This is a genomic window from Halomonas sp. KAO, from assembly GCF_015595025.1.
Classification (GTDB): domain Bacteria; phylum Pseudomonadota; class Gammaproteobacteria; order Pseudomonadales; family Halomonadaceae; genus Halomonas.
Genome location: NZ_JADNRL010000022.1, coordinates 936 through 1,301, shown reverse-complemented (window position 1 = coordinate 1,301; position 366 = coordinate 936). Strand labels below are relative to the sequence as shown.

General features: G+C 53.6%; 2 protein-coding genes. Both read left to right on the top strand.

What is annotated here, in order from left to right; all coding sequences use genetic code 11:
* The first annotated feature begins 26 nt into the window (after window positions 1–26).
* Window positions 27–170 carry a sigma factor-like helix-turn-helix DNA-binding protein gene (locus IOC61_RS10930; protein ID WP_267491306.1) on the top strand — a complete coding sequence of 48 codons (144 nt, stop codon included), beginning with the start codon at window positions 27–29 and terminating at the stop codon, window positions 168–170.
* Window positions 134–361, top strand: a complete 228-nt coding sequence (locus IOC61_RS17805; RefSeq protein WP_321169811.1) for a zf-HC2 domain-containing protein — start codon at window positions 134–136, stop codon at window positions 359–361. Before IOC61_RS10930 ends, IOC61_RS17805 begins: the two co-directional genes overlap by 37 nt.
* The last annotated feature ends 5 nt before the right edge of the window (window positions 362–366 follow it).

Sequence of the window (366 nt, the reverse complement as noted above, 5' to 3'; positions counted from 1 at the left end):
CCGACAACATCGCCAGGGTCTTCTCGTTGCGAGAACTGATGGGACTATCTACAGACGAAATCTGCCAGACATTAAATATCAAGGAAAACAACTGCTGGGTCATTCTGCACCGGGCCCGTTTGCGCCTACGCCAATGTATCGAGGAAGGTTGGCTCGAGGGAGAAAAGTGATGATGATGTGCAAAGAGGCTACACGTTTGATGTCACTCAAGCAGGATCGCCCCCTGACCTTCCAGGAGAGGGTGTCGCTGCGCATACACCTTTCGATGTGCGGTGCCTGCAGGGAATGTGACAGGCAGTTCATTCTATTGCACAAGGCAGGGGACAGGCTGCGTACCGACCTCGATGAAGCGGACCGGTAAGATGA